The following is a 5,146-nucleotide window of genomic DNA, read 5'->3' as shown; positions in this document are numbered from 1 at the left end:
AACGAAAACTAGGGAAAGTAATTACTGAAGAAATCAGGTAGAACAAGGGCTAGAGAGATATTACAGGGCCAGTCTAGAGTGACCGACCCAGCGACTTAGGATTTTAGGTGTTGTTCTGGGGATTTAGTGATGTGTTTTAGTTCTTCTGGCTATTAAATATTGATATTTCTCTAATGATATTGGCGCCGTACTTACTACATAGAGTATTGATAAAAGCAGGCTCAACAGATTTAATGTATGATAAATATCCTGATAAATGACGCTTTTGTTCTAAGTCCAGTCTTGACCAGTTGTAGATTTTGCTTCTTATCTCTCTCTTTTTTGCCCTACCAATGGAAATTTTGTAATCATTTGTTAGAGTTAAACCTGTGACCATCATCTTATTTTTTTTAGATGAGTGGTATGTTTTACTTCGATTGATTTTTAGCTGGCTGGGATAGTCTAAGTTAGAAATAACATCTTCAACTTTAGATAAGATAGTTTTTAGCACTCCTCGATTATTCGTAGAAAAGTACAGATCATCAGCATATCTTGTATAAGTGATACCTAGCTCGTGAGAAAAACTGAAAAGAGCTACGTCCAAGTTGTAGCAGATAGCATCCGATAAAAGAGGAGATGTTATAGAACCAATAGTTAGAGCTCCTTTGAAAGTCGCCAATTTAACTAAAAGGTTTGTATCATCACTTGTCCATCCGCTGATTTTTCCTACCAAATTTTGATTAGCAAACGTTCTAATATCATGATCAGATATCGATTCAAAAAAATCTTTAAAATCTAATCTTAGCAAGTAATTTGATTTTCTATGCTGGTCAGCATGTTTCTTTATACTGCTACCTTCTTTATAAGCTGCACTAGCAATATGACTAGGTAGCGTTTTTAGAACTTCGTCATGGATAACGCGTTGTATCCCTTTCAATTCTTTAGAAGGTTGAAATATAGTTCGCAAAGAACCATTTCTCTTGGGTATATGAAATTTTTTGTATCTCTGAGAAGATGTTTGAGCAACATTTAAAATGTAGTCTTCTTCTAAAATAGTGATATTGGATATTAATTCAAGAAGCATTAGCTCTTAATCTCTTGATTTCTGAAACATACTCTTCGATATATATCAGCTTGGAGACACAAGCTCCACGCAGTTTTTGAGATGTATTTAAAAGATGATTAGTGGTCGAGGTGTTGTATAGTTTGGTATAATCATGACATGTATAGCAGATACACCCAGAGATAGTAATTGGCTCTACTATCTCTAATGCAACACACAAAGAAATTAATAACCTAATTTCATTTATGTCAGATTTCTTATTTATGCCAAAAGATTTTTTACATATGTCAATAATGTTCTCATCATTGACTGGGCCAATACTAGTTATTATTAATATGATAACAAACAGCATTTCTTTTTTTGTAAATAAGAAATTTCCAAGAGTTTTATCACCTTCCCTAGAATAATAGAATTTAGGACGGTCTGAATCGATTCTAGCTAATACTTCAGGGACTGCGGTTAGAATTGTATCGAAATCAGCATAGATCGTTGGACGATAGACAGAATCTCGATCTACCCACCTTACAGGCCCAGTATTAACAAATGATTCATCATTCGCATATTTTCGATCTAATATGGGTAGCAGCTTAGTTCTTAAAGGTTTACTTAAAGAAAATGCTCCTAACTCAGCAACTGTTCCGAACGATTCAACAATGATGATTACTGCGTCAGATAAGTCAGCCAGCCATTCTTCAAGCTCTAAAGCATTTAAACTAGACTGTGTATTACTTATCGTTTCCCACGCGTACTCTGCACGAAAAGTAAGTAAGTGCTTTGCATGCTTATACAAGTAGTTTTCAATCTCCCCACGGCGTTTGCAGTATCTGGGGTCGCCACCACAAATAAATAGTAGCTTAGGCAAAGCACTACGACCAAAAAGCGAACTCCGAGCTTCTTTCATATCGCTTGACTTTTTACTTCGCTCTATATCTTTGAATTGTGAGATTAGATATTGTTTAGCTGAAATAAAATTAGGATGCTTGAACCACATTTTAGTTTCCTGAAAAAATGCCCTTACTAAGGCGTGAGGTTGCGTAGCAAGCGAAACGGCTTGCACTAAACAGATTCACGCTCCGTGAGGTACGAACGATCGTGAATCTGTTTAGTGCAACACAATCACGACCAATTTCGTCAGGTTGGCTATACACCAACCATAGGCTACTCGGAAGTAACCAAGCTAAGGGCTAAATCATAACTTACCACCTAGATGCATATTGTTCAAACAGTATATAGTGCTTACTATCTGTTTTTATGAAACTTTTCTAGATCCTTGAGCTTCTCGTACCAACTCTGACACATTAGCACTTACTTCCCTCAACCTTGAGCTAGCCAAGTGTGCATACCTAGTCGAAGTTTGAGGGCTTTGATGCCCAAGTAGATGCTGAACATCATAGAGCGTCGCATTTCCGGAATTTATCAGGATACTTGCAAAGCTATGCCTGAGGTCATGAATGCGGAAGTCATCGTAGATACCTGCTGCTTTCTTGATTCGAGCGAATGCCTTCTTTGGATGTGCGATAGGTCTACCGGGTGCATCTCCGGCAAAGATATAGGGGTTCTTACGTATCTGAAATCGTCGTTGGTCATGTATTACCTCCTTAGCTAAATTATTGAGCAGAACCGTCCTTGATAACCCCGATTTTGTGTGGGGAAGAAATAGGCTCCAATTGCCGTCGTCGTCGACGGTAAGACAGTCCCACTTAGAGTTAGTTATTTCACCAATTCTCATCCCGGTAAGCAGGGCGAATTTTAAGGCATTCCCTTGGGTGCGATTGGGCTCCTCGTTACATGCCTTGATGAAAGATGAAACCTCTTTGCGGTTCAGGAATCTGTTTCTTAAATTATTCTCCTTAAGCTTCCTTATGTACTGTCCCGGATTCTTGTCCACGAATCCCCATTCTTTTGCGAGCCTATACATTCGTAAAATGAGCGACCGAAGACGATTTACAGTGGATGGTTTCCTTGTTTCTAAAACTCCATCGAGTAGCTTTTGAATGTCTTGTTGGTTGATATCGGTGATGCTTTTCTTGCCCCATTTAGGGTAGAAATGTAGCTTTAAGTTACCGATATCATTCTTAGCCGTGAGTTTGTTCATTCGGGCATACGGTAGGTAATGCAGCTCCGAAAATTCTTGAAAACTTAGTACATTGGATTTTTCATCCCTCATTGCCTTAGGGTCATTACCCAGTGCTATCTCTCGCTTGTGGTCATTGGCTATCTGTCTAGCAGTGTTGATATCTAGCGCAGGGTATTCACCAATTTGTAACGATTTCTTTTTCCCGAAATAGGTGTATCTGAATAGGAACCTACGTCTCCCTTGTCTATTAATTATAATTTTCAGGCCGCTACAGAGCTCATCCGTATACTCAGTTTCTTTACTTCGACTTGTCGACGGCGTCGGCGGTAATGAATCAAGTTGGCGTTTATTAAATTTGAATTTACGTGATTGCATCAGTCCCCCTTATTCATCTGAGATTGAGAAATATTGATGCAATTCAGTACGGAGTGTCTTAGGCATCAGTAGGTAGATACCCTTACCACTGTCCTCGACAATGCTTAGGGATATAGAAGCTCCGTAATCTAGAGCATCTTCGAATTCGGTATAGGCTAGGGCTCGTTTCAGCAGTTCGATATCGTCGACGACGACAGCGTTTAGCTCATTAATTGATGTGAGGAACCAGAGTTCACATTGCAGTTCATCCCACGCCTGTTGGGTTTCTGTTTCATCGTGGAATGGTTCAGTGAGTATGGCTTTGACTTGGTCTTGCAGGGTTGTAGTGGTTGGTAGGGTTGTGGCTTGTTGAAGGTTGGTTATTTTTAGCATGACTAACTCCATATTATTGATAACATAGAGTTAATATGTGTTTTATTTAGCTAATATTTCGATTTCCATTGAACGGGGGATCTATTTGTTTAAAGAACATGGTTTATAATCGTATTGGTATCGATCAAACACATAGTCCTTACCGCTCCATTGCAAAATAGGGAAACAAAAACTGGGACCACCTACCTCTATCTCAGGCCAAGAACTAAATTCCTCATGTGCAATAAATTTGGGTATGCCAACCCCTTTAGCTATGACTTTCCATTTCATATTGGGCAACTTGCTGAGGAGGGTATAATGGTACCCTACATTGCCATAGCAATACGAGCTAGATTGCATTATCAGGACTTCTGGTTTTTTATCATGGTTTAAATCTAGTACCATGTCGATTTCTCCAGCGGAAGTAACGCTCGTATCGTCACAATCATTGCGCCAAAAATTTTGATTTAAGAGATACCCTGCCGCAATAAAGGCTGATTCTTTTTCCTTGTAGTTAAGTGGTTCAGCAAATGATTTGTGACTCAGCATTGACAGAAAAATGACGTGGAAAATTTTCCTGATTATTAAATTTGATGGCATTTTATAATCCCAACTTCACCTTTTTTAAGTTTTAGAACTGCGTTGATTTTATAATGAGATTACCATTTGATGTTAATTTTATTTATCTTATACTTGCGCAAGCAATTTATTATATAAACCTGATTTCAAGAAAATCAATGCAGGAAGGTTAATGAAAAAAATTCTTTTGATTTTGATGGTGATTTCATCGAGTGGAAATGCCGCCGACACCGTTAAATATGATGAAAAAAGGCATCTATTCTGCGAACTAACATCACTTACTCCAAAATTAAGAGATTTGGCTGTGGGAGATATCAAAGATGGCTGGTTGAGAATTAAAGAAGATTACTACTACTCAATTGAAATTGGTGGGTGGGTCATTTCTAGTTATGGCTCTAATGATGGTACAGATATTTCTAATAACTCAAAGACCTTATTTATTAAAGATTACATCGGATTAGCTAAACTAAATAAAAAAACAGGTCGTATTGTTATGAATTACTCTACGCCAGATATGTCTCAGAAGCTCAGATGGTCGTGTAACATTGGCAGGAATGAACCCAAAAATACGGATATGTAACAGCCTCGAACTGATCCCCACATCACTCCCAACACCTAAAATCCTAAGTCGCTGGGTCGGTCACTCTAGACTGGCCCTGTAATCTCTCTCTAGCCCTTGCTCTACCTGACTTCTTCAGTAATTACTTTCCCTAAGTTTTGTC

At 38.4% G+C, this 5,146-nt stretch carries 6 protein-coding genes; 1 reads left to right on the top strand and 5 read right to left on the bottom strand.

The window, feature by feature from the left end:
- Window positions 1–136: 136 nt before the first annotated feature.
- From AB6D80_RS24125 to AB6D80_RS24105, 5 genes are all read right to left on the bottom strand, one after another.
- Window positions 137–1,063, bottom strand: a complete 927-nt coding sequence (locus AB6D80_RS24125; RefSeq protein WP_136998716.1) for a retron St85 family RNA-directed DNA polymerase — start codon at window positions 1,061–1,063, stop codon at window positions 137–139.
- On the bottom strand, window positions 1,053–2,033 hold the full coding sequence (locus tag AB6D80_RS24120) for a retron St85 family effector protein (RefSeq protein WP_136998717.1): 981 nt from the start codon (window positions 2,031–2,033) through the stop codon (window positions 1,053–1,055). Before AB6D80_RS24120 ends, AB6D80_RS24125 begins: the two co-directional genes overlap by 11 nt.
- 258 nt (window positions 2,034–2,291) lie before the next feature.
- Complete coding sequence (locus tag AB6D80_RS24115) at window positions 2,292–3,494, bottom strand: tyrosine-type recombinase/integrase (protein WP_372189845.1); 1,203 nt, start codon at window positions 3,492–3,494, stop codon at window positions 2,292–2,294.
- A gap of 9 nt (window positions 3,495–3,503) precedes the next feature.
- On the bottom strand, window positions 3,504–3,866 hold the full coding sequence (locus AB6D80_RS24110; protein ID WP_372189843.1) for a hypothetical protein: 363 nt from the start codon (window positions 3,864–3,866) through the stop codon (window positions 3,504–3,506).
- 81 nt (window positions 3,867–3,947) lie between these two features.
- Window positions 3,948–4,445 carry a hypothetical protein gene (locus AB6D80_RS24105; protein WP_265132839.1) on the bottom strand — a complete coding sequence of 166 codons (498 nt, stop codon included), beginning with the start codon at window positions 4,443–4,445 and terminating at the stop codon, window positions 3,948–3,950.
- A 151-nt stretch (window positions 4,446–4,596) separates the two neighbouring features.
- Here AB6D80_RS24105 and AB6D80_RS24100 point away from each other — a divergent pair, with 151 nt between their 5' ends.
- Window positions 4,597–5,004: a hypothetical protein gene (locus AB6D80_RS24100; RefSeq protein ID WP_265132840.1), complete on the top strand. Its 408-nt coding sequence runs from the start codon at window positions 4,597–4,599 to the stop codon at window positions 5,002–5,004.
- Window positions 5,005–5,146: the final 142 nt, after the last annotated feature.

The organism is Vibrio sp. 10N.247.310.17 (assembly GCF_041466605.1).
GTDB classification, from domain to species: Bacteria; Pseudomonadota; Gammaproteobacteria; order Enterobacterales; family Vibrionaceae; genus Vibrio; species Vibrio tasmaniensis_A.
Note: the sequence above shows the minus strand (reverse complement) of the source record. Positions and strands in the feature narration are given on the sequence as shown.

Coding starts and splice junctions, on each gene's coding strand:
- AB6D80_RS24110 (WP_372189843.1), bottom strand. CDS start 3,866: ATGCTAAAAATAACCAACCTTCAACAAGCCACAACCCTACCAACCACT.
- AB6D80_RS24120 (WP_136998717.1), bottom strand. CDS start 2,033: ATGTGGTTCAAGCATCCTAATTTTATTTCAGCTAAACAATATCTAATC.
- AB6D80_RS24100 (WP_265132840.1), top strand. CDS start 4,597: ATGAAAAAAATTCTTTTGATTTTGATGGTGATTTCATCGAGTGGAAAT.
- AB6D80_RS24125 (WP_136998716.1), bottom strand. CDS start 1,063: ATGCTTCTTGAATTAATATCCAATATCACTATTTTAGAAGAAGACTAC.
- AB6D80_RS24115 (WP_372189845.1), bottom strand. CDS start 3,494: ATGCAATCACGTAAATTCAAATTTAATAAACGCCAACTTGATTCATTA.
- AB6D80_RS24105 (WP_265132839.1), bottom strand. CDS start 4,445: ATGCCATCAAATTTAATAATCAGGAAAATTTTCCACGTCATTTTTCTG.